The following is a 22,310-nucleotide window of genomic DNA, read 5'->3' on the forward strand; positions in this document are numbered from 1 at the left end:
GGGGACATGGAACCGCGTGCAGGCGGTCCACCCCGTGTCGGCGCAGAAGGACGATCTGCACCGACACGGGGACGGAGCACCTGCACGCGGTATCGGTCGTGCCGCCGCACGGAAGCGGGTCAGGCGGTCGCCGGCTGCTGCTCCGCGAGCAGCGCGTCGATCTGGCCCATGGCCTGCTTGAGGCCCTCCTCCATGCCCATGTCGAGCATCTTCTGCAGCTGCTCCACCGACTCGAACGTGCTGACGAACCGCACCCGGGTCCGCTCCCCCGCCGGCTCGAACTCGGCGTGCATGCGCGTGAAGCCCATGGCGGGGTCGGGCTCGCCGGAGTCGTCGGCGAACGCGTCGTCGACGGTGAACGAGCGCGGCTCGTCGACCTCGCGGACGATCCACATGCCGTGGGCGCGCTCGCCGTCCGGTCCGGTCATGAAGTAGTGCGAGCGGGCGCCGGGAACGAGCTCGTGGCGCACGAACGTGGCAGGCCAGCCGGGAGGGCCCCAGTGGCGCTCGAGGCGGCGCGGGTCGGCGTAGAGCGCCCAGACGCGCGCGACGTCGGCGGCGAACTCCGCCGTGACGGTCATGGTCTGCTGGTCGAGGTCCTTCTCGACGTCGAGGACGGGCATCGCTACTCCTTGGGTTCCTTCGTCGGACCCTCCGCGAGGAGGGCGTCCATCGAATCGATGCGGTGCCGCCAGAGCGCCTCGAAGGCGTCGAGCACCCCGCGTGCGCGCGCGAGCCGCTCGGGCTCGGCGTGCACGCGCTGCTCGCGGCCGTGCCGCGTCTTGCCGACGAGTCCCGCCCGCTCGAGCACGGCGACGTGCTTCTGCACGGCGGGCAGGCTCATCCGGTACGCCCCCGCGAGGGCGGACACGGACTGCTCGCGCTCGATCACCCGGACGAGGATGTCGCGCCGGGTGGCGTCGGCGAGCGCCTGGAAGATCCGGTCGATCTCCTCCTGCGACGGCTCCGCATCGATTTGTACAACCATTTGGTTGCACGTTAGACCCAGACGTCATCGGCCGCAAGAGGCGGCCGCGCGGCGGTGCTACGCGCTGACCACCACGGGGATGATCATCGGGCGACGTCGGTGCTTCGTGTTCACCCAGCGGCCCACCGTGCGGCGCACCACCTGGCTGTACGAGTGCAGGTCGCGCGCGCCGTTCCGGGCGGCGTCGGCGAGCGCCTCGAGGATCTGCGGGCGCACGACGTCGAACACCTCGTCGTCCTCCGCGAAGCCTCGAGCCTGGATCTCGGGCCCGACGATGACCCGGCCCGTCGCGGGGTCGAGGGCCACGAAGATCGAGATGAAGCCCTCCTCCGCGAGGATGCGGCGGTCCTTCAGGTCGGCGTCGGTGAGCTCGCCGACGCTCGAGCCGTCGACGTAGACGAAACCGAGGTCGAGCTGCCCGGTCACCGTCGCGAGGCCGTCCTTCAGGTCGACGACGGTGCCGTTGTCCGCGATGATCACGCGGTCCTCGGGCACGCCGGTCTCGGTCGCGATCTTCGCGTTCGCCACCTGGTGCCGGGCCTCGCCGTGCACCGGCATGGCGCCCTTCGGCTTCAGGATGTTGTACGCGTACATGAGCTCCCCGGCGGACGCGTGCCCGGAGACGTGGACGCGGGCGTTGCCCTTGTGCACGACGTTCGCGCCGAGCCGGGTGAGGCCGTTGATCACGCGGTAGACGGCGTTCTCGTTGCCCGGGATGAGGCTCGAGGCGAGGATCACGGTGTCGCCCTCGCCGATCTCGATCGAGTGCTCGAGGTTCGCCATGCGCGACAGCACGGCCATGGGCTCGCCCTGCGACCCGGTGCTCATGTAGACGATGCGGTCGTCGGGCAGGGTCGCGGCGCGCTTCGCGTCGATGAGCACGTCGCCCGGCACCTTCAGGTAGCCGAGCTCGGCGGCGATGCCCATGTTCCGCACCATGCTGCGACCGATGAGCGCCACCTTGCGGTCGTGCGCGTACGCGGCGTCGAGCACCTGCTGCACGCGGTGCACGTGGCTCGAGAAGCTCGCGACGATGACGCGGCGCGGCGCCTTCGCGATGACCTCGTCGAGCACGGGCCCGATGGAGCGCTCGAGCGGGGTGAAGCCCGGCACGTCGGCGTTCGTCGAGTCGGCGAGGAACAGGTCGACGCCCGCCTCGCCGAGACGGGCGAAGGCCCGCAGGTCGGTGAGCCGGTCGTCGAGCGGCAGCTGGTCCATCTTGAAGTCGCCGGTGTGGAGCACCGTGCCGGCGGTCGTGCGGATCGCGACGGCGAGGGCGTCGGGGATCGAGTGGTTCACGGCGACGAACTCGAGCTCGAAGGGGCCGAGGCGCTCGACCTGCCCCTCCTTCACCGTCAGCGTGTACGGCTTGATGCGGTGCTCCTGGAGCTTCGCCTCGATGAGCGCGAGGGTGAGGCCCGAACCGAGCAGCGGGATGTCGCGGCGGAGGCGCAGCAGGTACGGCACCGCGCCGATGTGGTCCTCGTGACCGTGCGTCAGCACGACCCCGACGACGTCGTCGAGCCGGTCCCGGATCGGCGCGAAGTCGGGGAGGATCAGGTCGACGCCCGGCTGCTCCGTCTCGGGGAAGAGCACGCCGACGTCGACGATCAGCAGCTTGCCGTCGATCTCGAAGACGGTCATGTTGCGCCCGACCTCGCCGAGGCCGCCGAGCGGAACGATGCGGAGCGTGCCGCGCTGCAGGGCGGGCGGCTCGACGATCTCGCCGCGCATCAGCGGGTCGTCCCGGCGACCTTGGGCAGCGCGCCGCCGGCGGCCGCGTTCCGGTCCGGACGGAAGTTGCGGAAGTCCGCTCCCGTCACGTCGCGCACGAGCGCGAGGTCGTCCTCGATCACAGCGGCCTCCGATTCCTCAGGTCCGACCAGGGGTAGCCGCACGCGCGGCGACGAGATGCGGCCGAGGCCGTGGAGCACGTACTTCGCGGCGACGGTGCCGGGCACGTGCGTCATGACCGCGCGCACGAGCGGCTCGAGGAGCCGGTGCTGGGCGGTCGCGGCGGCGAGGTCGTTGCCGTTCACGGCGTCGACGATGCGGCGGTAGGGCGCGGCCGCGATGTTCGCGGTCACCCCGATGAGCCCGGAGGCGCCGATCGCGAGGTGCGGCAGCACGTTCGCGTCGTCGCCGGAGAAGTAGAGGAGGTCGGTCTGGTTCAGCACGCGGCTGACCTCGCTGAAGTCGCCCTTCGCGTCCTTCACCGCCACGATGTTCGGATGCTTCGCGGCGCGGAGGATCGTCTCGTAGCGGATCGGCACCCCGGTGCGTCCGGGGATGTCGTAGAGGATGACGGGCAGGTCCGTGGCGTCCGCGACCATGCGGAAGTGCGTGAGCAGGCCGGCCTGCGTCGGCTTGTTGTAGTACGGCGTGACGATCATCACGCCGTCGGCGCCCGCCGCCGCCGACTTCTTGTAGAGCTCGATGGCGTGCGCGGTCTCGTTCGAGCCGCCGCCCTGGATCACCTTCGCGCGGCCGCCCGAGACGTCCTTCGCGACCTCGACGAGCCGCACCTTCTCGGGGTCGGTGAGGGTGCTCGTCTCCCCCGTCGTGCCCGAGACGACGACGCCGTCGGCGCCCGCGCTGATGCAGGAGTCGATGTGCCGCTCGACGTCGTCCCACGCCACCTCGCCGTCGGCGGTGAACGGCGTCACCAGGGCGACGAGCACCTGGCCGAAGGGGTTCTCGGGCACCCGAGGAGCCTACCGGCCCCACCTCGGCGCGTCCCGGCGGTGTCCGCTCGCGGGCCAGATGGGTATGCCCTCGGGACATCTGCGGCCGGACGAGCGCGGACGGATGTCCCGGACGGCCGACGGCACGACACCGGGACCGCGAAGGTCAGGGGGCGACGCGGCCGTTCGCCGTGAACGCGGCCGCGGTGTGCGGCATGAGGCCCGCCCAGTGCTGCTCCATCTGCTCGGCGACGAGCTCGATCTCGCGCTGCGGGAAGGAGGGGAACGTCGACTCGGGGTGCTTCGTGCGCAGCGAGAGGAAGTTCATGAGGCTGCGGGCGTTCATGGTCACGTACATCGACGAGTAGAGGTTGAGCGGCAGCACGATGCGCGCCACCTCGCGCGCGACGCCCGCCTCGAGCATGCGCCGGTACGCCGCGTAGGCCGCGAGGCTCTGCTCGCGCGAGGCCGCGTCGACGAGGGCGTGCTGCTCCGCGGTGCCGGGCTCGAACGAGTAGGCGCCCGGCTTGCCGACCTGGATGAGCGGCCGCGACTCGGCGGGCACGTAGAACACGGGCCGCAGCTCGCGGTAGCGCCCCGACTCCTCGTTGTAGGAGGCGATGCGGTGCCGCATGAACTCGCGGAACACGAAGATCGGCGCCTGCACGTAGAAGGTCATCGAGTTGTGCTCGAACGGGGATCCGTGCCGGTCGCGCATGAGGTAGTTGATGAGCCCTCGATCGCGGCGCTCGGCCGCGTCGCCCGCCGCGCCCTGCGCCGCCTCGAGCGTCTGCTCGCCCTGCGTCGAGACCCGTGCCGCGAACAGCACGTCGCTGTCGGCGGCGCTCGCGCGGACGAGCTCGACGGTCATGTCGCTGCGGAACTCGGCCTCGGACTCGTCCATGGATCCGAGCCTATTGGGGTGCGCCGACGCCCGATCGGACAGGGAACGCCCCCTACCCTTGCCCTTCGTGACCGCCTGGATCGGCCTGCTGCTCGGGGTGGTCGCCGCCGTCGTCCTCGGCCTGCTGTGGCAGCGCGGGCAGGGCCTGCGCCGCGGCTCCGGCGAGCGCATCCGCCCTGCCGAGGTGGCGCTGCCGGGTGATGCGTACGGCCGCCGCGGCACCCTGCTGCTCTTCACGTCGCCGCAGGACGTGCAGCGCGACCGTGCCCGCGCGGTGCTCGCCCACGCCGCCGCCGAGCGGCCGGGCATCGCGGTGGCGGAGGTCGACCTCGGCGCTCGCGGCGACCTCGCGGGCCGCTACGCCGTCACCCTCACGCCGACCGTGTTCGTCCTCGACGGCGACGGCCGCCTCCGCGCGCGTCTGAAGGGGCTGCCGACGCCCACGACGCTCACCGAGGCGCTCGCCCGGACGGCGCCGCCCACCTGAGGCGCGCCGACTACGCTGCCGCCATGGCGAGCAAGCGCGTCCCGGTGCCGCCCGCCAGGCCGGCTCCGACGCCGGCGGCCGCCGCGCCGCCCACCGCCCGGGTCCCGCGGCCGGTGCCGCGCCGGCCGCTCTCGAAGGACAGCAGCCTGCGCGTGCTCATCAGCGGCGCCTCCGGGATGATCGGCGTCGAGCTGCAGCGCCGGCTCGCCGATGCCGGGCACGCCGTCCAGAAGCTGGTCCGCCGGCCGCCGCGCGCCGAGAACGAGTTCAGCTGGGCGCCCGACGCGAAGATCCTCGACTTCCGGCTGCTCGAGAACGTCGACGCGGTGATCAACCTCTCCGGGGCCTCGCTGAACCACGTGCCGTGGACGACGAGGTACAAGGCGCAGATCCTCCGCTCGCGCGTGCGCTCGACCGAGGCGCTCGTCGAGGCGATGCAGATGACCTCGTCGCCGCCGCCGGTGTTCCTCTCCGCCTCCGCGGTCGGGTACTACGGCGACCGGCCCGGCCTGGCGCTCACCGAGGAGTCGCCGCGGGGGCAGGGCTTCCTCGCCGACGTCGTCGAGGCATGGGAGGCCGCGGCGCGGCTCGCGCCGCAGCGGACCCGCACGGTGCTGCTCCGCACGGGCGTCGTCCTCGGCGAGGGCGACGGGGCGCTGAAGCCGCTGCGCCTCGCCACCTCGGTCGGGCTCGGCGCCGGGGTCGGCTCCGGACGCCAGCACTGGGCGTGGATCTCGCTGCACGACGAGGTCGGCGCGATCGTGCACCTGCTGACGAGCGGGCTCGAGGGCCCGGTGAACCTCGTCGGGCCGGTCCCCGCGACCGCGGACGACATCACGAGGCGGCTCGCGCGCGACCTGCACCGGCCGCACGCGCTGCGGCTGCCCGGCCGCGTCGTCGAGCTGGGCATGGGCGACCTCGGCCGCGAGCTGCTGCTGCCGAGTCAGAAGGTCGTGCCCGAGCGGCTCGAGGCCGACGGCTTCGTCTGGCGGCACCGCACGAGCGACGAGGCGATCGACGCGGTCACCGCGCCGGGCCGAGGCTGATCGCCCGGCGCACCGCCGCCCGGGCGCGGCGGCGGTCACCGCTCGCGTCGTAGGCGAGCCCGAGGCGCAGCCAGGCGCGCCAGTCGTCCGGCCGCGCCTCCGCCGCCTCCCGGTACGTGTCGAAGCGGCGGTCGGCGGCCCCCCGGTCGACGCGCCCGCTGGGGCGCCGGGGCAGGTCGGCGAACGGCAGCGGCTCCTCGGCCGCGAGCCGGCGCACGAGGCGGTTCGCCGCGGCGCCGAACCGGAACTCGCGGACGAGCGCCCAGGCGCCGAGCACCGCGAGCAGCGCCAGCGCGACGCCGATGCCGATCCCCACGGCGCTGCCGCTCGCGAGGAAGGAGACCGCCCGCTGCCCGACGAGCACGAGGTAGAGCGCGAGCAGCGCCCCCATGAGGAGCGCGCCGCCGAAGCCGCGCACGTCAGTCCGCCGGCGGCAGCAGCAGCCGCTCGAGGCCGACGACGACCCCGGCGATGCGCGGCAGCGCCTGCAGCGCGATCCGGATGCCCGGCGCGTACGCCACTGGCGACGTCGTCTCGGTCCGGATCGTGAGCAGCTCCCCCTGGCCGCCGAGCAGCACCTCCTGCCGAGCGAGCACGCCCGCGAGGCGCAGCGAGTGCACGGGGATGCTCCCCACCTGCTGCCCGCGTGCCCGCTGGTCGGTGTGCGGCGCCGACACGGGACCGAGCTCGGCGCGCGCCGCGTTCATCCGCTCGGCCGTCGCCACCGCGGTGCCGGACGGCGAGTCGGCCTTCGCCTCGTGGTGCGCCTCCACGATCTCGATCGAGTCGAACCAGCGCGCCGCCTGCTCGGCGAACACGCCGCCGAGCACCGCCCCGACCGAGAAGTTCGGGACGATCAGGATGCCTGGCGCGTCGGGCGGCAGCGTCGCGCGGAGGGCGGAGACCCGGTCGCGCGACCAGCCGCTCGTGCCCACGAGCAGCGGGCGCCGGGCCTCCACCGCCGCCTGCGCGACGCGCGGCGACACCTGCGGCAGCGTCAGGTCGACGACGAGGTCGGCCTCGGCGACGCGCGCGAGGTCGTCGCCGGCGTGCAGGCCGAGACCGATCTCGTACCCGTCCATCCCCTCGACGACGTCCGCGACGAGCCGGCCCATCCGGCCCGTCGCACCGACCAGGGCGATGGCGAGCGTCACGGGCGGCGAGCCTACCGAGGCTGCCTAGGCTCTGCTCCGTGCAGCTGCGCGAGGTCTCCCCCACCGACCCGCGACCCGCGGCCCTGCTCGACGCCTACTTCGCCGAGCGGGCGGCCGGCTTCCCGGGGCCCGGCCCCTACCGGCCGGCACGACCCGACCCGGCCGTCTTCGCACCGCCCCGCGGGGTCTTCCTCGTGCTCGAGGACGACGGCGCCCCCGTCGGCTGCGGCGGGATGCGCCCGCTCGCCGACGACGACGCGGGGCCGCGGAGCGAGGTGAAGCACCTCTACGTCGTCCCCGGGGCGCGCGGTCGCGGCCTCGGCAGGCGGCTGCTCGCCGAGCTCGAGGCCCGCGCCCGCGCGGCGGGCGTCGCGACCCTCGTGCTCGACACGAACCGGTCGCTCGAGGCCGCCGGCGGCCTCTACCGCAGCGCCGGCTTCGTCCCGGTGCCGCCGTACAACGACAACCCCAACGCGACCGACTGGTACGGCAAGCGCCTCGTCGCCGGGTCCTGAGCGCGTCCGCTAGACGAGCGGCACGTCGGGCAGGCCCGTCCGCAGCTCGAACGGCAGGTGCGCGAGGTCGTTGTGCGTCACGAGCACCGGCGGCCGCCCGGACCGCACCCGGAGGACCGTGAGCCCGCAGTGCGCCTGGTTCACCCCGAGCCAGCGCCAGTCCGGCGCGTCGAAGACCTGGCGCACGAACCAGGCGATCACGAAGTTGTGGGTGATGAGCAGGTCGTGCCGCTCATGCGCCCCGGGCTGGAAGAACTCGCCGACCGCGTCGGCCATCTGCGCGCGCCCGGCCTCGATCTCCTCCGGCGTGATCGCGGCGAACCACGAGTCGAAGGCGCGCGGCGACTCGGGGCTCGGGCCCGACGGCACGCAGTCGAAGAGCAGCGCGGACGCCTTCGGCTCGACCGCCGGGAGCATCGCCCCGAGGATCGACGCGGTCTCGGTCGCGCTGCGGGTCGGCGCGTACCAGGCGCCCGTCAGCGGCAGGCCGCCGAGCCGCGCCGCGAGGAGCTCTGCCTGCCGCCGGCCCCGCGGGGACAGCGGACCGTCGGTCACGCCGTGCTCGGCGTCCCGGTGCTCACCGTGGCGCACGAGGTACAGGTATTGCGACATCGCGGCATCGATCGTAGGCGGCGGTCCTGAGCAGGAGCGCGCGACGCCCCCGGACTGGGGCGTCCCCCTGAAGGGGTAGGACAGACCGTTCGGTCCACTCCGCTGATAGCGTGCTGGGGCTGCACCGCGGAAGGGGACACACGTGAGCACGCCTCCTCAGACCGCCCGCCGGCCCTCCACCGCGCGCGTGCGCCTGCTCGAGGTCGCCGACGAGCTCTTCTACACCGACGGCATCAACGCGGTCGGCATCGACCGGATCATCGCGGAGGCCGGCGTCACGAAGGCGACGTTCTACAAGCAGTACGGCTCGAAGGACGCGCTGATCCTCGAGTACGTCGGCGGTCGCGACCGGCAGATCCGCACGGCGCTCGAAGACCTCGCCGACGACTCCCCCGATGCCGGCAGCGTGCTCGCCGCCCTCGTCGACGCCGTCGTGGCCGACACCGCGCGCCCCAACTTCCGCGGCGACCCGTTCCTGCACGCGGCGGCCGAGTTCCCGCAGCCGTCGCATCCCGTGCGGCTCGTCGTCGCCGAGCACCGCGACTGGTTCACCGGCTTCCTCGAGGAGCAGCTGCGCGGGGCGGGCCACCCGCAGCCGGGCGCCGCCGCCGACGAGTTCTACCTGCTGCGCGACGGCGCGATGTCGGGCGCGTACGCGGGCGACGTCATCGCCGCGACGAGCGCGTTCGTGCGCGGCGCCGGCCGGATCATCGCCGAGGCGTCCCGCTAGTCGTCCGAGGCGCGGTCGAGCGCGGTCGCCTCCGACCTCGTGAGGTGGACCCCGGCGGCGGCGACCGCCGCCGCGAGCCCGGCCGGGTCGCGCACCGGGACCACCGGCGCCACGACCTGCGGCTTCGTGAGCAGCCAGGCCAGCGCCACGGTCGCCGGCGCGACGGCCCGCTCCGTAGCGACGACGTCGACCGCCGCCAGCGTGCGCACGACGCGCCGCGGCAGGCCGCGACGGCTGCCCGCGAGCGCGGCCGGCACCGGCAGCCGCGGGAAGACGCCGAGCCGCTGCCCGACCGCGATCGGTGCCACGCCCCGCTCGTAGCCGGACCGCTCGACGAGGCTGTACACGGGCCGCACGGCCTCGAACCGCGGCAGACCGCGCTGGGCGGCCGTGATGCGGGCCTCGAGCAGCCGGTCGCCGCCGTGGCCGCCGCCCGCGAGCACCCGGACCTTGCCCGCCGCGACGAGCGCGCCGGCGGCGACGAGGGTCTCCTCGATCGGCACGCCGCGCTCGTGCTGGGCGAAGCCGAGCACGTCGATGCGATCGACGCCGAGCAGGCGCAGCAGGCGGTCGACGGCGGCGGGCAGCCGCGCGGCGGGCAGCGACGCGGCGCCGATCTCGGCGGAGAGCAGCAGACGCTCGCGCCGGCCGCCCGCATCGAGCAGGCCGCCGAGACGGCGCAGGGTCTCGTCGTCGCCGTCGGCGACGTCGAGCGCGTTGCCGCCCGCCGCCAGGTAGCCGTCGATCACGGACGCGGCGGCGACGGGATCCGGGAACGCTGCGGACGACAGCAGCACGGGGTGGAAGGCGAGCCCGGTGTCGCCGAGCGGCCGCAGCCGGAACGGCGGCGACGGCGGATCGAGCAGCGGCCGGGTCTCTCGGGCCGCGAGGTCGCGCTGCGCGCGCGTGACGACGCCGAGCGCCTCGGCGACCGCGGCCTCGCCGCCGGTGCGACGGGCACCGCTCCGGGCCTCCGGGTCGACCGTCATCGAAGGGCCTCCTGTCGGGAGATCCTACGGGCGGCCTCCGTCGACGCGGCGGCGGCGTCCCGAGAACCTCGGGGCCGGGGGCTGCCGCAGCGGATCCGATGCCGGCGGCAGCCCCCGGGTCTCCCCGAAGAGATGTGTCGACGCCCCCCAGCGGCGACAGGTGAGCCGGCGATGTCCGCCCCCCAGCGGTGGGGCTTCTCAGCACCCGTACCGATCCGGCTCGCGGTCAGCCTACGGCCGGTGCCCCAGGAAGCGTCAGGACCAGTTCGGGGGGCGTCAGCGGTCGGAGACCGCGTCGAGCCGAGCGACCTGCTCGGGCGTCAGCACGAGCGAGGCCGCCGGCATCAGGTCGGCGAGCCCGCGGGCGTTCGGCACCCGCACGAGCGGCGCGGTGACCATCGGCTTCGCGAGCAGCCAGGCGAGTGCGACACGGCCGACGTGGTGCCCCACCTCGAAGGCGATCTGGTCGAGGACCGAGAGCACGGCCTGCCCGCGGCGGTTCACGTACCGGAGCGCGCCGGTGAACAGCGGGGAGGCGGGCCGGTCGTGCTTCGAGCGGAAGTCGCCGCGCAGGTAGCCGGAGGCGAGCGGCATGCGGGCGAGCACGCCGAGGTCCTGCGCGAAGGCGATCGGGGCGATGTCGGTCTCGTAGGGCTCGCGCTCGAGCAGGTTGTACTCCTGCAGCAGGGTGCTGATGCCCGGGATCTCGAGCCGGCGCGCGACGGCGACGGCCTCGCGAAGCCCAGCGGGGCTGAACGTGGAGGCCGAGAGGTGCGCGACCTTGCCCGCGCGGACGAGCTCGGTGGCGGCGGTGAGGCTCGCCTCGATCGGCGTCGACGGGTCCTCGCCGTCGAAGCTGAGCAGGTCGATGTAGTCGGTGCCGAGCCGCTCGAGCGAGGCGTCGACCGCGCGCCTGATCGAGTCGGGCGCCAGCCCGGGGTTGTCCGGGTGCTTGCCGATCTTCGTCGCGATGACGAGGCGCTCGCGGTAGTGGTGCCGGGCGAGCCAGCCGCCGATCATGACCTCGCTGCGGCCGCCCGCGTAGTGGTCGGCCGTGCTGATGAGGTCACCGCCTGCGGCGTAGAAGAGGTCGAGCATGCTCGCGGTGGCCTTGGCGTCGGCCGCCCAGCCGAAGACGCTGCCGTCCAGAGCGATCGGGAAGACCGCCATGCCCGTGTCGCCGACGCGGCGCGACACCGGACCTGCAGCGAGACTCGTCACCGCTCTCCCATCACAGGAATCTGAACCCGGGCAGTATCCCACTCCCAGGAATGCTGCGAATCGATCTTGACAAAGGGAGGACCGCGCGGTCCTGTTCGCGGTCCTCCCTCTGGAAACGGGGTCGGTCAGACCGCCGCGGGCTCCTCCATCACCGGCGTGAGCGACAGCTTGCCGCGGTCGTCGACCTTGGTGATCTCGACCTGGACCTTCTGCCCGACGGCGAGCACGTCCTCGACGTTCTCGACCCGCTTGCCGCCCGCGAGCTTGCGCACCTCAGAGATGTGCAGCAGGCCGTCCTTGCCGGGCAGCAGCGACACGAAGGCGCCGAACGCGGCGAGCTTCACCACGGTGCCGAGGAACCGCTCGCCCACCTCGGGGTTGTGCGGGTTCGCGATCGCGTTGACCGCGCTGCGCGCGGCCTCGGCGGACGGGCCGTCGACGGCGCCGATGTAGACGGTGCCGTCCTCCTCGATCGAGATGTCGGCGCCCGTGTCGTCCTGGATCTGGTTGATCGTCTTGCCCTTGGGGCCGATCAGCTCGCCGATCTTGTCGACCGGGATCTGCACCGAGATCACGCGCGGCGCGGTCGGAGCCATCTCGTCCGGGCCGTCGATCGCCTGGTTCAGCACGGAGAGGATCGTGAGGCGGGCCTCACGCGCCTGCTGCAGCGCGCCGTCGAGCACCGACGACGGGATGCCGTCGAGCTTCGTGTCGAGCTGGATCGCCGTCACGAACTCGGCGGTGCCCGCGACCTTGAAGTCCATGTCGCCGAGCGCGTCCTCCGCGCCCAGGATGTCGGTCAGGGTCGCGTAGCGGGTCTCGCCGTCGACGGTGTCGGAGACGAGGCCCATCGCGATGCCCGCGACCGGCGCCTTGAGCGGCACGCCCGCGTTCAGCAGGGCGAGCGTCGACGCGCAGACCGACCCCATCGAGGTCGAGCCGTTGCTGCCGAGCGCCTCCGACACCTGACGGATGGCGTACGGGAACTCCTCGCGCGCCGGCAGCACCGGCACGAGCGCGCGCTCGGCGAGGAAGCCGTGCCCGATCTCGCGGCGCTTCGGGCTGCCGACCCGACCGGTCTCACCGGTCGAGTAGGGCGGGAAGTTGTAGTGGTGCAGGTACCGCTTCTTCGTCACCGGGGACAGCGAGTCGATCTGCTGCTCCATCTTCAGCATGTTGAGCGTGGTGACACCGAGGATCTGCGTCTCGCCGCGCTGGAAGATGGCGGAGCCGTGCACCCGCGGGATGACACCGACCTCGGCGTCGAGCGGGCGGATGTCCTTCAGGCCCCGGCCGTCCATGCGGACGCCCTCGGCGAGGATCCGGCCGCGCACGACCTTCTTCGTCACCGACTTGTAGGCGCCGGACACCTCGTTCAGCGCCTGCGCGGGCAGCTCGCCCGCCTCGACCTTCGCGGCCACGGTCTCCTTGACGCGCGACTTGAGGGCGTCGTCGGCGTCCTGCCGCTCGACCTTGCCGGCGATCTGGTAAACGGCCTGCAGGTCCTCGAGCGCGAGGTCCTCGACGACCCTGTAGGTCTCGTCGGAGTAGGGCAGGAAGACCGGGTACTCGCGGGTCTCCTTGGCGGCCTGCGCCGCGAGCTGCGCCTGGGCCTCGACGAGGACCTTGATGAACGGCTTCGAGGCCTCGAGCCCCTGGGCCACGACCTCCTCGTTCGGCTTCTGGGCACCGGCGCGGATCTTCTCGAACGCGGTCTCGGTGGCCTCGGCCTCGACCATCATGATCGCCACGTCGCCGCTCTCGGTGACGCGGCCGGCCACGGTCAGGTCGAAGACCGCGTCCTCGAGCTGGGCGTAGGTCGGGAAGGCGACCCACTGGCCGTCGATCAGCGCGAGGCGCACGCCGGCGATGGGGCCGGAGAACGGCACGCCGGACAGCTGGCTCGACGCGCTCGCGGCGTTGATCGCGAGGGCGTCGTAGAACTCGCCCGGGGCGATCGACAGGACCGTGATGACGATCTGGACCTCGTTGCGGAGGCCGTTCACGAACGACGGGCGCAGCGGCCGGTCGATGAGCCGGCAGACGAGGATCGCCTCGGTGGAGGGGCGGCCCTCCCGGCGGAAGAACGAGCCGGGGATCTTGCCCGCGGCGTACGAGCGCTCCTCGACGTCGACGGTCAGCGGGAAGAAGTCGAACTGCTCCTTCGGCTGCTTGCTGATGCTCGTGGCGGACAGCAGCATCGTGTCCTCGTCGAGGTACGCGGCGACGCTGCCCTGCGCCTGCTGGGCGAGGCGGCCGGCCTCGAAGCGGATGGTGCGGGTGCCGTAGCGCCCGTTGTCGATGACCGCCTCGGCGGACTTGATCTCGGGACCTTCCAAGAGGTCGCTCCTTACCTTGATCGGTAGGAGCAGACGGACGATGCAGGAAGGAGCGTGGCAAGCCGCGGGTCGGACACCCTGGCCGGATGCCTCGCGCCGGAACGGCTCCTGGTCATCAGTAGAAGAACGCGGCCCCCGTGCGGCGAGGCACGGATCCGAGATCCACCACTAACGACCAGCTCCCTGCCGGTCTGCTCCACGTCCTCGGAGGATTCCGGGGACGGCCCCATGGTACCAGCCCGGTGACGGCGCCTCTCGGCGTCAGGTGGTGCGGCGCCCGACCATGCGGGCGCCGGCGACGACGACCACGACCGCGACGGCCGCGCTGAAGGCGACGAGCACCGGCACCGCGGGCGCGACGGCGAGCGCGAGCCCGACGGCGAGCACCGGCACGGTGAGGCCCACGTAGGCGAGCAGGAACATCGCGGCGAGCACCTCGCCGCGGGTGTCCGGCTCGGCGACGCCACCGGCCACGTCGAGCGACGCCCGGAACAGCAGTCCCACCCCGGCCCCGGCGACGAGGCCACCGGCGACGAACAGCCAGAGCACCACCGCCAGCGCGGCGACGGCGAGCCCGGCGAGGCCGGCCACCATGAGCACGACCGCGGTGAGGAGGCGGGCCCGCAGCGGCACCGCGGCGAGCACGATCTGCGCGACCGCGGCGACCGCGAACACCCCGAAGGGCACGGCGCCCGCGACGAGGCGCGAGCGGGCGTCGAACTCGCCCGCGAGGAACGTCGGCGCGAGGGCGGAGAACAGCCCGAAGACGGCGAACGCGGCGAAGGCGGCGGCTCCCGCCGCGGAGAAGTCGGCACGGCCCTCCTTCGGCACGGCGAGACGCTGCGGCCGCCACGGCCGACGCGTCCGCTCGACCGTCTCGGGAGCGAGCAGGGCCGCGACGGCGGCGAGCACCAGCACGACGAGGGACAGCGCGTACGGCGTGACGAGCGGCGCGGGCGCCACCTGCGCGAGCACGCCGCCGACGAGCGGACCGATCCCGAGGCCGCCGATGTTCGCGACGACCGCGACGGCCGCGGGCACGGCGCCCGACCGCCCCGGCCGCCCGCTGCGCCACAGCTCGCCGAGGTGCGCGGTGGCCGACGCGGTGAGCGCGCCGACGCCGAGCCCCGTGACGAGGCGCGCGACCAGCAGGCCCGGCACGCTCGGCGCGACGAGGAACAGCACCGCGGCGACGACCTCCGCGGCGAGGGCAGCCAGCGCGAGCGGACGTCGGCCCAGCCAGTCCGAGACGTGCCCGACGAGGTAGAGGCTGACGGCGACACCGACCGCGTAGGCCGCGAAGATCACGGTGGTGAGCCAGGTCGGGAAGCCGTCCCGCGACTGGTAGAGCGCGTAGAGGGGCGTCGGCACCGTGGTGAACGCCATCGCGGCGAGGAACACGGCGGCCGTCGTCCAGAAGGCCGCGGCCGCGGGCAGCCGCGGGATCCGGGCGTCGGCGGGGGTCACATCCGGGACGAGCACGCGGTGCGCCCGCGCTGTTCCGGCGTTCGCCCGGCTCGCGGCCGATCGTCAGGCGGGACGGCCGCCTACGATGCGGAGCGATGTCGGAGCCGACCCGGACCACCGCCGCCGATCCCGCGGCGGTCGCCGCGCGGCTGCGGGCCGCCGGCAGCGTCTTCGCCGAGGAGGAGGCCGCCCTGCTGCTCGCCGAGGGCGGCGACCTCGAGCCCCTGCTCGCGCGCCGGATCGCCGGCGAGCCGCTCGAGGCGGTCGTCGGCTGGGCCGCGTTCTGCGGCCTCCGCATCGCCGTCGAACCCCAGGTGTTCGTGCCCCGGAGGCGCACGGAGCTGCTCGCGCGGGAGGCCGCCGCGGCGCTCCCCGTGGGCGGGACCGTCGTCGACCTCTGCTGCGGCACGGGTGCGGTCGCCGTCGCGATCGCGGCGCTCGCCGCTCCCGGCGAGCTGCTCGCCCTCGACGTCGAGCCCGCCGCGGTCGCCTGCGCGCGGCGGAACCTCGAGCCGCTCGGTGGAACGGTGCTGCTCGGCGATCTCTTCGCGCCGCTGCCGGCGCGGCTCGAGGGCCGGGTCGACGTGCTCGCCGTGAACGCCCCGTACGTGCCGACGGCGGGCATCGCGACGATGCCGCCGGAGGCCCGCGACCACGAGCCGCACGTCGCCCTCGACGGCGGACCGGACGGCCTCACGGTGCACCGACGGGTCGCCGAGGAGGCCCCGCGCTGGCTCGCGCCGGGTGGGACGGTGCTCATCGAGACGAGCGACGAGCAGGCGGAGGCGACCGCCGCGCTGCTCGCCGCGGCAGGACTCGTCGTGACGATCCGCCACGACGAGGAGATCGACGGGACGGTGGCCCTGGGCCGCCGGGAGGGAGCGCGATGAGCGCGACGACGGACCCGGGAGGCGTCCGGCTCGGGGCCTGGGCGACGCTCGGCGAGCCCCGCGGCGCCGCCGCGCTCGAGGCCTCCGGGCTCGACTGGCTGCTGCTCGACATGCAGCACGGCCACTTCGACGACCGCGCGGTGCGGGAGACGCTCGCGCTGCGCCGCTCGCCACTCGTGCCGCTGCTCGTGCGCCCGCCGTCCGACGATCCCGCGGGCATCGGCAGGGCCCTCGACTCGGGCGCCGACGGCGTGATCGTGCCGCTCGTGGAGTCCGCCGCTCAGGCGGAGGCGGTCGTGGCCGCCGCGCACCTCCCGCCGCGCGGCGGCCGCAGCCTCGGCCTGCTGCACGGCGTCGATCGCGTGCCCGGACCCGGTGGCCCGAAGCCCTTCGTCGCCGTGATGGTCGAGACCGCCGCGGGCCTCGACCGCGTCGAGGAGATCGCCGCGACGGCCGGCCTCGACATGGTCTTCGTCGGCCCGTTCGACCTCTCGCTCGCGCTCGGCACGACCATCCCCGCGCTGCTCGAGGAGCGGGACGGCGTGCTCGCCCGCGTCCTCGCGGCCTGCCGGACGGCCGGGGTGCTCGCGGGGGCGTTCGGGGCCGGGCGACCCGAGGCGTTCGCCCGGCTCGGCTTCGACTGGGTCGCGGCGGCGCTCGACACGGAGCTGCTCGCGTCGGGCGCGGCGCTCGCGGCGCGGGTGCGGCGCTCGATCGAGGGGTAGCCGACGCTCGATCGATATCGCTTTCCCGAACGCCGGCTGGGAGAACGTCGAGCCTCGGCGGGATGCGGACCGAGCGCCGCTACCGTGCGGGCATGACCGACCGGAGGAGCGACCCGGCTCCGACCACCCCCGAGAACGACGGCGCCACGCACGACGGCGCTGCGGACGACGGCGCGACCCGCGCCTACCCGGCCCGCGCCGAGACGGCCGACGACGGCGCCACGCGCGCCTACCCCGCGGCCGACCGGCGGCACGACGACGCCACGACCGTGCTGCCTGAGCGCTCCGCGGTCGCTGCGGGCGGCGACGCCCGCAGCGACTCGCCGCGCACCGACCCGGTCGCCGAGCGGCTGCGTGTCCTCGAGCGGGAGCGCGAGGAGTTCGGCGGCATGCGGTTCTGGACCGCCTTCTTCGGCTGGCTCACCGCGACCGGCATGACCGTGCTGCTCATCGCGGCGGTCGGCGCCGTCGCCGCGCTCTTCGGTGCGCAGAACCTGCTGCGGACGAGCGGTGCGCAGACCGCGGGCATCGCGAGCGCTGTCGCGCTCGTCGTGATCCTCTTCGTCGGCTACTACTGCGGCGGTTACGTCGCCGGGCGCATGGCGCGCTTCAGCGGGGCGAAGCAGGGGCTCGCCGTCTGGCTGTGGGCCGTGATCATCGCCGTGCTGCTCGGCATCGTCGGCGCGGTCGCGGGCACCCAGGCGAGCATCGTCGGGCAGCTCGGCAGCATCCCGAACCTGCCCCTCAGTCCGTCGACGCTCACCGCCGCCGGGGTCGTCACCGCGGCCGTCGTGCTCGTCGTCATGCTGATCGGCGCGCTCCTCGGCGGCCTCGCGGGCATGCGCTACCACCGGCGCGTCGACCGCGCCGGCCTCGCCGCCTCCTGACGGGAGGCCGCCTCGGCTCAGCCGAGCTTCGCGAGCAGCTCCGCGTCGGACGGCTCCACGAGGTGCGAGCCGTCGGGGAAGACGATCACGGGGATGTTGGGGCGGCCGCTGATCTCGATCGCGCGGTCCGTGGCCTCCTGCGACGCCGCGACGTCGACGTACTCGTAGGCAGCGCCGGCGCGGTCGAGCACCGACTTCGAGCGACGGCAGTCGCCGCACCAGTCGGCGCCGTACATCGTGATCGTGTCGTTCGAAGTCATGCCACGAGCGTAGATCGGGCCGAGGAGATCGCCGCGCCGCCATGGTCGAGGCGGTCGACGGGCGCGCAGCCGCGGCTCCGTATGCCGTGCGGCCCGGTCAGCCGTCCCGGCCGTCGCGCGACGCGAAGGCCGCGAGCGCCTCGAGGTCCGAGATCGTCCCCGTGAGGTACGTCTCGGCCCACGCGCGCGCGTCGGGGTAGCCCGACGCGACCACCCCGTCGATCGCCGCCGCGACGTCGTACTCGGTGCGACGCAGGGTCACGCGGCCGTCCTCGAGCAGCGCCCAGTGCGCGCCCGCCCGGCCGTACGGCATGCCGACGCTCCCCGGCACCACCACGAGCCGGCCGTCCACGAGCCGCACGAACGGCATGTGCGTATGCCCGCCGACCACGGTCCGCACCGCCTCGGGCACGTCGGCGAAGGCTTCGGCCCAGCGCGCAGGCCGGGTGTCGACGAGCAGCACCTCGTCGTCGGCGCGCGGCGAGCCGTGGCAGAGCAGCACGGGACCGAAGCCGGCGACCTCGAGCACGACCGGGTGCGGCAGACTCCGGAGCAGGGCGACGTGCCGCGGCTCGAGCACGCCCGCCGCCCACGGCACGATCGGATCGGGGACGTCGACCGGGCGGCCGTCGACGAGGTCGACGAGCTCGCGGTCGGCGTTGCCGCGCACGAGCACCGCCCGGTCCCCGAGGCCCGCGAGCCGGTCGAGCACCTCGCGCGGCTGCGGCCCGGAGGCGGAGTCGCCGCACACGACGATCCGGTCGGCGCCCTGCACGTCCGGCTCGGCGAGCACGGCGTCGAGCGCCGGCAGCACGCCGTGCACGTCCGCGAGCACGGCGACCCGTGAGGCCACGGTCATGCCGTCACCCTACGGACGGCCGCCGTCGGTCGCACGGCGGTCGAGGCGGCGCGCGGCGGCCCGCTCGACGAGCAGGTCGCCGACGAGCACCGCGAGGGCCACGGCGGCGCCGAGCACCGTGTCGCCCAGCCGCTCGAGCATCACCGCGCCGACGGGCTGGCGGGCTCCGGCCTCGGCGATCGTGAGCGCCAGCGGCGTGATGAAGAGCAACGCGACCCCGTAGTGCCGCACGACGACGAGCTCGGTGACGAACTGCAGCACCGCGGCGACGAGCGCGAGCAGCAGCCCCGCCGGCTGCAGGAGCGCGACGGCCGCGTAGAGCAGGAGTCCGGCGAGCGTGCCGAGCACGCGGTTCACGGCCCGCGCGCCGGTGAGGGCCCGGCTGCGGCCGGCCTGCAGCGCGGCGACGGCGGCGAGCAGCACCCAGTAGACCCGATGGACGCCGAGCGGGGCGCTCAGCACCGTCGCGGCGACGGCGGCGATCGCGAGCCGCAGCACGACGATCCGCGCGGCCGGGTCGAGCCGGAAGGCGACGGGCTCGACCGGCCGGTCGCGGTCCGCCAGGCGGACGCCGGGGATGAGGAGCGCGAGCGCCGCGAGTGCGAGGGCGAGCAGGCAGCCCGCGGCCTCCGCCGCGAGCACCACCCGGGCGTCGAGGCCGGCGCCGCCGAGCGCGCGTGGCGCGGTGAGCCGGATCGTCACCCCGGTCGTCAGCACCACGAAGACGAGCCCCGGCGGCCCGACGGCCAGCCCGGTGACGAGCACGGCGCCCGCGACCGCGACCGCCGCGAGCACGACGTCCGCGAGGACCGGGTTCCCCGCGGCCGCGGCGCCGAGCGCGGCCACCGCGAGCAGCAGCGCCTGCAGCACCGGGAGGCGCCTGAGGCGCGCGACCCGGTTCATCGACGTCAGGTACAGCGAGGTGAGCGCTCCGCTCGACGCGAGCAGGCCGAGATCCGCCCGCCCGGCGAGCGCCGGCAGGCCGATCGCGAGCGCCATCGTGAGGCCCGCCTGCGTCGCGATCGCGAGCCGCGGCGGGTTCGGCCCGGGCCGCACGACGGCCCGGGCGACCGCGCCGGCCCGGGAGCGGAGCGGGACGGCGCCGCTCACGCCGCCGCGGGCACGGCCTGCGGCAGGCGGGCTGCGAGCAGCTCGAGGGTCCGCTCGCGGGCGGGCACCCGGTCGGCGGGGTCGGCGCGACGGGCACCGGCGGCGGGGCTGATCATCACCTCGTCGACCTCGTGGCGCTCCGCGAACCGGGCGAGGCGCTCGGCGACGTCGTCGGCGTCGCCGATGAACCAGCGGCCCCGCATCGTCGCGACGAGGTCCTGCTGCGGCTCGGTCAGCGGCGTCTCGAGCGCGTCCTCGACGACGTCGAGCGCGGTGAGCGGCGTGCCGGTGCGGAGCCTCGCCATGTGCTGCAGCTGCGGCAGGGCGAGCCGCGCGGCCTCGTCGGCGGTGTCGGCGGCGACGACGTTCGCGGTGAGGAACGTGCGCGGGGCGTCGAGCGTCTCGCTCGGGCGGAACTCGGAGCGGTACAGGTCGAGCGCTCGCTCCGTGCCCTCGCCGGAGAAGTGGTGCGCGAAGACGTAGGGCAGCCCGAGCCGGGCGGCGAGCGCGGCGGAGTAGTCGCTCGAGCCGAGCAGCCAGATGTCGGGGCTCGACGAGGCCGCGGGCGTCGCGCGCACGACGTACGACTCCCCCGTCGCGAGCCGGAGGCCGGCGCCCTCCGGCCCGAGCAGCATGCCGATGTCCTGCACGGCGCCCGGGAAGGCGTCGACGTCGCTCGTGTGCCCGCTCGAGCGCAGCAGCGCGGTGATGACGGGATCGCTGCCGGGGGCGCGCCCGATCCCGAGGTCGATCCGCCCGGGAGCTGCGGCCTCGAGGGCGGCGAACTGCTCGGCGACGACGAACGGCGCGTGGTTCGGCAGCATCACGCCGCCGGAGCCGAGCCGGATGCGCGAGGTGCGGCCGGCGAGGACGCCGAGCAGCACCGGCGGGTTCGTCGAGGCGACCGAGGGCATGTTGTGGTGCTCCGCGAGCCAGTACCGCGCGAGGCCGAGCTCGTCGGCCCGTGTCGCGAGCGCGATGGTCGCGGCGATGGCGCCGGCCGAGGTCTGCCCCTTCCGCACGGGCACGAGGTCGAGGACGGAGAGCGACAGCACCATGTCCTCCCGCAACGCACCGCGCCCGGTCCCGCATTCCGCCCGCCCGTTCTGGGGCCTCCCGCCCGCTCGCCGCTGCGGCTTGGATTCTCGTGCGGCCATCCGTCCGGACGCCGCGATCCGCCTCTTCTTGCCGTCAGGACCACTCGATGACCGTCGCCGCGTCGACCGCGCGCCTCCCCGACGTGCTCCAAGGCGCCTGGGCCCGGCTGATCGCCGCATCGGCCGTCGTCACGGTCGTCACCGTCACCGCGGTCGTCACCACGGCCGCCGCTCGAGCGAGCGGCGAGGACACCGCTCACCGCACGCTCGACGCGGTCCGGTCGGCGCTCACGGTCGAGCACGAGGCCGGGGCGGACTGGCCGAGCGACCTCGTGCTCGCCGGGACCCGCGTGGTCGACATCGACACCGGCAACGTCATCGCGGGCGTGCCGACGGGCGTCACCGTCGACTACGTCCGCAGCGTCGACGGCGAGCAGATCCTGCTGACGATCAGCGACCGCGGCGCCTCGGCCACGTACGACTCGGCGCACCCGCTCTCCCACTGAGCCGCTGCTCCGGACCGGGGCACCGCAGGCGCGTCTGGAAGGATCGCCCCCATGGGCACCTTCCCGCTGTCGGCCGCCGGTCCGCGCGTCCGCGAGGTGATCCGGCACGAGACCGCGCGTCGGCGCAGCCTCCGCCTCCTCTCGCGCGAGCCGCTCACCGACACCCTCGTCCGCTTCACCTTCGGGGGCGACCTCGAGGGCTTCACGAGCCTCGGGCCGGAGGATCACGTGAAGGCGTTCTTCCCGGTCGCCCACGGCATGGTCGGGCGCGACTGGACACCGAGCGAGTTCCGGCCGGTCGGCGCCTCGAGCGGACCGGAGCTCGACCTCGACCTCGTCGTGCACGGCGACGCGGGGCCCGCCACCGCGTGGGCGTCGCGAGCGACGCCGGGCGACCAGCTCGAGATCGGCGGCCCGCGGGGCTCGCGGCTCGCGCCGTCCGGGTTCGGCAACGCGCTGCTCGTCGCGGACGCGACGGGCATGCCGGCGCTGCGCCGCTGGATCCGCGCGCTCGCAGGCGTCACGCCGGTGCACGCGGTGCTGTTCGGCGACGACGAGTCGCTGCCCGGCTACCTCGACGGCACCGAGGGGCTCGCCGCGACCCCGCAGGTCGCGTCGGCGCCCCGGTACGACCTGCTCGAGGTGCTGCAGGCGCAGGACGTCACCGCCGACACCTTCGTCTGGGCGGCGGGCGAGGCGAACGCGCTCATCCCCGTGCGGCGGTGGCTGCGCCGCGAGCTGGGCCTGCCGAAGGAGCACCTCTCGCTCCACGGCTACTGGAAGCAGGGCGTCGCGGGCCTCGACCACCACGCGCCGCTCGACCCGAGCGATCCGGAGTAG

At 74.5% G+C, this 22,310-nt stretch carries 25 protein-coding genes; 9 read left to right on the top strand and 16 right to left on the bottom strand.

What is annotated here, in order from left to right:
• Window positions 1–119: 119 nt before the first annotated feature.
• The 5 genes from QDR37_RS13695 to thyX all read right to left on the bottom strand — a co-directional run bounded on the left by QDR37_RS13695 (window position 120) and on the right by thyX (window position 4,576).
• Window positions 120–623 (bottom strand): SRPBCC domain-containing protein, encoded by a 504-nt coding sequence (locus QDR37_RS13695; protein ID WP_279714341.1) that lies wholly within the window; start codon window positions 621–623, stop codon window positions 120–122.
• Window positions 624–625: 2 nt separating this feature from the next.
• Entirely contained in the window at window positions 626–988 is a 363-nt protein-coding gene (locus tag QDR37_RS13700) for a metalloregulator ArsR/SmtB family transcription factor (RefSeq protein WP_279714342.1), read from the bottom strand.
• Between the two features lie 57 nt (window positions 989–1,045).
• A complete protein-coding gene (locus QDR37_RS13705; RefSeq protein ID WP_279714343.1) occupies window positions 1,046–2,722 on the bottom strand; it encodes a ribonuclease J in 1,677 nt (558 codons plus the stop codon).
• On the bottom strand, window positions 2,722–3,693 hold the full coding sequence (dapA, locus tag QDR37_RS13710) for a 4-hydroxy-tetrahydrodipicolinate synthase (protein ID WP_279714344.1): 972 nt from the start codon (window positions 3,691–3,693) through the stop codon (window positions 2,722–2,724). The genes QDR37_RS13705 and dapA overlap by 1 nt, the downstream gene beginning before the upstream one ends.
• Window positions 3,694–3,838: 145 nt before the next feature.
• Window positions 3,839–4,576, bottom strand: a complete 738-nt coding sequence (gene thyX / locus QDR37_RS13715) for an FAD-dependent thymidylate synthase (RefSeq protein ID WP_279714345.1) — start codon at window positions 4,574–4,576, stop codon at window positions 3,839–3,841.
• Window positions 4,577–4,643: 67 nt separating this feature from the next.
• Between thyX and QDR37_RS13720 the strand changes: the two genes are divergently transcribed.
• Both QDR37_RS13720 and QDR37_RS13725 read left to right on the top strand, forming a co-directional pair.
• A complete protein-coding gene (locus QDR37_RS13720) occupies window positions 4,644–5,063 on the top strand; it encodes a thioredoxin family protein (RefSeq protein ID WP_279714346.1) in 420 nt (139 codons plus the stop codon).
• A 23-nt stretch (window positions 5,064–5,086) separates the two neighbouring features.
• Window positions 5,087–6,109 carry a TIGR01777 family oxidoreductase gene (locus tag QDR37_RS13725; protein WP_279714347.1) on the top strand — a complete coding sequence of 341 codons (1,023 nt, stop codon included), beginning with the start codon at window positions 5,087–5,089 and terminating at the stop codon, window positions 6,107–6,109.
• Here the strand turns inward: QDR37_RS13725 and QDR37_RS13730 are convergent.
• Window positions 6,087–6,500, bottom strand: coding sequence for a hypothetical protein (locus QDR37_RS13730; RefSeq protein ID WP_279714877.1), 414 nt, complete (start codon window positions 6,498–6,500; stop codon window positions 6,087–6,089). The two genes, QDR37_RS13725 and QDR37_RS13730, sit on opposite strands and share 23 nt — an antisense overlap.
• A gap of 28 nt (window positions 6,501–6,528) precedes the next feature.
• Window positions 6,529–7,263, bottom strand: coding sequence for a 4-hydroxy-tetrahydrodipicolinate reductase (gene dapB / locus QDR37_RS13735; protein WP_279714348.1), 735 nt, complete (start codon window positions 7,261–7,263; stop codon window positions 6,529–6,531).
• Between the two features lie 38 nt (window positions 7,264–7,301).
• Between dapB and QDR37_RS13740 the strand changes: the two genes are divergently transcribed.
• Window positions 7,302–7,778 carry a GNAT family N-acetyltransferase gene (locus tag QDR37_RS13740; RefSeq protein ID WP_279714349.1) on the top strand — a complete coding sequence of 159 codons (477 nt, stop codon included), beginning with the start codon at window positions 7,302–7,304 and terminating at the stop codon, window positions 7,776–7,778.
• Between the two features lie 9 nt (window positions 7,779–7,787).
• Here QDR37_RS13740 and QDR37_RS13745 read toward each other — a convergent pair whose 3' ends face one another.
• Entirely contained in the window at window positions 7,788–8,390 is a 603-nt protein-coding gene (locus tag QDR37_RS13745) for a histidine phosphatase family protein (RefSeq protein WP_279714350.1), read from the bottom strand.
• Window positions 8,391–8,532: 142 nt separating this feature from the next.
• Here QDR37_RS13745 and QDR37_RS13750 point away from each other — a divergent pair, with 142 nt between their 5' ends.
• Window positions 8,533–9,120, top strand: coding sequence for a TetR/AcrR family transcriptional regulator (locus QDR37_RS13750; RefSeq protein ID WP_279714351.1), 588 nt, complete (start codon window positions 8,533–8,535; stop codon window positions 9,118–9,120).
• On the opposite strand, the gene QDR37_RS13755 is transcribed toward QDR37_RS13750, so the two are convergent.
• The 4 genes from QDR37_RS13755 to QDR37_RS13770 all read right to left on the bottom strand — a co-directional run bounded on the left by QDR37_RS13755 (window position 9,117) and on the right by QDR37_RS13770 (window position 15,151).
• Entirely contained in the window at window positions 9,117–10,109 is a 993-nt protein-coding gene (locus tag QDR37_RS13755; RefSeq protein WP_279714352.1) for an aldo/keto reductase, read from the bottom strand. The two genes, QDR37_RS13750 and QDR37_RS13755, sit on opposite strands and share 4 nt — an antisense overlap.
• 276 nt (window positions 10,110–10,385) lie before the next feature.
• Window positions 10,386–11,330: an aldo/keto reductase gene (locus QDR37_RS13760; protein ID WP_279714353.1), complete on the bottom strand. Its 945-nt coding sequence runs from the start codon at window positions 11,328–11,330 to the stop codon at window positions 10,386–10,388.
• A gap of 125 nt (window positions 11,331–11,455) precedes the next feature.
• Window positions 11,456–13,669 (bottom strand): polyribonucleotide nucleotidyltransferase, encoded by a 2,214-nt coding sequence (locus QDR37_RS13765; protein ID WP_279714354.1) that lies wholly within the window; start codon window positions 13,667–13,669, stop codon window positions 11,456–11,458.
• Window positions 13,670–13,930: 261 nt separating this feature from the next.
• Window positions 13,931–15,151: an MFS transporter gene (locus QDR37_RS13770; protein WP_279714355.1), complete on the bottom strand. Its 1,221-nt coding sequence runs from the start codon at window positions 15,149–15,151 to the stop codon at window positions 13,931–13,933.
• 80 nt (window positions 15,152–15,231) lie between these two features.
• Between QDR37_RS13770 and QDR37_RS13775 the strand changes: the two genes are divergently transcribed.
• From QDR37_RS13775 to QDR37_RS13785, 3 genes are all read left to right on the top strand, one after another.
• Entirely contained in the window at window positions 15,232–16,026 is a 795-nt protein-coding gene (locus tag QDR37_RS13775; RefSeq protein WP_279714356.1) for a putative protein N(5)-glutamine methyltransferase, read from the top strand.
• Window positions 16,023–16,751: an aldolase/citrate lyase family protein gene (locus tag QDR37_RS13780; protein WP_279714357.1), complete on the top strand. Its 729-nt coding sequence runs from the start codon at window positions 16,023–16,025 to the stop codon at window positions 16,749–16,751. The genes QDR37_RS13775 and QDR37_RS13780 overlap by 4 nt, the downstream gene beginning before the upstream one ends.
• A gap of 92 nt (window positions 16,752–16,843) precedes the next feature.
• Complete coding sequence (locus tag QDR37_RS13785) at window positions 16,844–17,638, top strand: hypothetical protein (protein WP_279714358.1); 795 nt, start codon at window positions 16,844–16,846, stop codon at window positions 17,636–17,638.
• 17 nt (window positions 17,639–17,655) lie between these two features.
• On the opposite strand, the gene QDR37_RS13790 is transcribed toward QDR37_RS13785, so the two are convergent.
• The 4 genes from QDR37_RS13790 to QDR37_RS13805 all read right to left on the bottom strand — a co-directional run bounded on the left by QDR37_RS13790 (window position 17,656) and on the right by QDR37_RS13805 (window position 20,925).
• Window positions 17,656–17,898, bottom strand: a complete 243-nt coding sequence (locus QDR37_RS13790) for a glutaredoxin domain-containing protein (protein ID WP_279714359.1) — start codon at window positions 17,896–17,898, stop codon at window positions 17,656–17,658.
• A gap of 97 nt (window positions 17,899–17,995) precedes the next feature.
• Window positions 17,996–18,757 carry a metallophosphoesterase family protein gene (locus QDR37_RS13795; protein WP_279714360.1) on the bottom strand — a complete coding sequence of 254 codons (762 nt, stop codon included), beginning with the start codon at window positions 18,755–18,757 and terminating at the stop codon, window positions 17,996–17,998.
• A gap of 9 nt (window positions 18,758–18,766) precedes the next feature.
• On the bottom strand, window positions 18,767–19,867 hold the full coding sequence (locus tag QDR37_RS13800; RefSeq protein WP_279714361.1) for an FUSC family protein: 1,101 nt from the start codon (window positions 19,865–19,867) through the stop codon (window positions 18,767–18,769).
• Window positions 19,864–20,925 carry an LLM class flavin-dependent oxidoreductase gene (locus QDR37_RS13805; protein WP_279714362.1) on the bottom strand — a complete coding sequence of 354 codons (1,062 nt, stop codon included), beginning with the start codon at window positions 20,923–20,925 and terminating at the stop codon, window positions 19,864–19,866. Before QDR37_RS13805 ends, QDR37_RS13800 begins: the two co-directional genes overlap by 4 nt.
• Before the next feature lie 146 nt (window positions 20,926–21,071).
• Between QDR37_RS13805 and QDR37_RS13810 the strand changes: the two genes are divergently transcribed.
• Window positions 21,072–21,470, top strand: coding sequence for a hypothetical protein (locus QDR37_RS13810; protein WP_279714363.1), 399 nt, complete (start codon window positions 21,072–21,074; stop codon window positions 21,468–21,470).
• 51 nt (window positions 21,471–21,521) lie between these two features.
• The gene (locus QDR37_RS13815; RefSeq protein WP_279714364.1) at window positions 21,522–22,310 is read left to right on the top strand and encodes a siderophore-interacting protein; all 789 of its coding nucleotides are present in this window, start codon (window positions 21,522–21,524) and stop codon (window positions 22,308–22,310) included.

The organism is Amnibacterium sp. CER49 (assembly GCF_029846255.1).
In the GTDB taxonomy this organism is placed as follows: Bacteria; Actinomycetota; Actinomycetes; order Actinomycetales; family Microbacteriaceae; genus Amnibacterium.

What these genes read in the sequence shown, in the direction of transcription:
- QDR37_RS13695 (WP_279714341.1), bottom strand. Translation starts at nt 623, where the DNA reads ATGCCCGTCCTCGACGTCGAGAAGGACCTCGACCAGCAGACCATGACC.
- QDR37_RS13700 (WP_279714342.1), bottom strand. Translation starts at nt 988, where the DNA reads ATGGTTGTACAAATCGATGCGGAGCCGTCGCAGGAGGAGATCGACCGG.
- QDR37_RS13705 (WP_279714343.1), bottom strand. Translation starts at nt 2,722, where the DNA reads ATGCGCGGCGAGATCGTCGAGCCGCCCGCCCTGCAGCGCGGCACGCTC.
- thyX (WP_279714345.1), bottom strand. Translation starts at nt 4,576, where the DNA reads ATGGACGAGTCCGAGGCCGAGTTCCGCAGCGACATGACCGTCGAGCTC.
- QDR37_RS13725 (WP_279714347.1), top strand. Translation starts at nt 5,087, where the DNA reads ATGGCGAGCAAGCGCGTCCCGGTGCCGCCCGCCAGGCCGGCTCCGACG.
- QDR37_RS13730 (WP_279714877.1), bottom strand. Translation starts at nt 6,500, where the DNA reads ATGGGGGCGCTGCTCGCGCTCTACCTCGTGCTCGTCGGGCAGCGGGCG.
- QDR37_RS13745 (WP_279714350.1), bottom strand. Translation starts at nt 8,390, where the DNA reads ATGTCGCAATACCTGTACCTCGTGCGCCACGGTGAGCACCGGGACGCC.
- QDR37_RS13755 (WP_279714352.1), bottom strand. Translation starts at nt 10,109, where the DNA reads ATGACGGTCGACCCGGAGGCCCGGAGCGGTGCCCGTCGCACCGGCGGC.
- QDR37_RS13775 (WP_279714356.1), top strand. Translation starts at nt 15,232, where the DNA reads ATGTCGGAGCCGACCCGGACCACCGCCGCCGATCCCGCGGCGGTCGCC.
- QDR37_RS13780 (WP_279714357.1), top strand. Translation starts at nt 16,023, where the DNA reads ATGAGCGCGACGACGGACCCGGGAGGCGTCCGGCTCGGGGCCTGGGCG.
- QDR37_RS13785 (WP_279714358.1), top strand. Translation starts at nt 16,844, where the DNA reads ATGACCGACCGGAGGAGCGACCCGGCTCCGACCACCCCCGAGAACGAC.
- QDR37_RS13790 (WP_279714359.1), bottom strand. Translation starts at nt 17,898, where the DNA reads ATGACTTCGAACGACACGATCACGATGTACGGCGCCGACTGGTGCGGC.
- QDR37_RS13795 (WP_279714360.1), bottom strand. Translation starts at nt 18,757, where the DNA reads ATGACCGTGGCCTCACGGGTCGCCGTGCTCGCGGACGTGCACGGCGTG.
- QDR37_RS13805 (WP_279714362.1), bottom strand. Translation starts at nt 20,925, where the DNA reads ATGGTGCTGTCGCTCTCCGTCCTCGACCTCGTGCCCGTGCGGAAGGGG.
- QDR37_RS13810 (WP_279714363.1), top strand. Translation starts at nt 21,072, where the DNA reads ATGACCGTCGCCGCGTCGACCGCGCGCCTCCCCGACGTGCTCCAAGGC.
- QDR37_RS13815 (WP_279714364.1), top strand. Translation starts at nt 21,522, where the DNA reads ATGGGCACCTTCCCGCTGTCGGCCGCCGGTCCGCGCGTCCGCGAGGTG.